General features: G+C 57.5%; 1 protein-coding gene. It reads right to left on the reverse strand.

The window, feature by feature from the left end; genetic code table 11:
- Nucleotides 1-254: hypothetical protein (locus EGV92_RS14040; protein ID WP_165525640.1), on the reverse strand; the 254-nt coding region annotated here is incomplete at both ends.

The following is a 254-nucleotide window of genomic DNA, read 5'->3' on the forward strand; positions in this document are numbered from 1 at the left end:
CGGCGGCGTCAGTGACGCTAGCGCTAACCTCAGTGCCCGGGGCAATCTCAATGGCAACTCCGTCGTCGATGATTGCTTGGGTCACGGGGGCGACTTCACCGTTAACTGTTAGCGTGTCACCAACCTTGGTGCCTTCAGGGACGGTAACGGTGGCGGTGATGGTACTATCTTCACCCACCTCTTCGCTGTTATAAACGTCGTCAGCACCGGTGCTTTCAAAGCCAATAACTGGGGCAGTTGGCGCGGTAGTGTCG

It is taken from the genome of Psychrobacter pygoscelis, from assembly GCF_004335015.1.
Classification (GTDB): domain Bacteria; phylum Pseudomonadota; class Gammaproteobacteria; order Pseudomonadales; family Moraxellaceae; genus Psychrobacter; species Psychrobacter pygoscelis.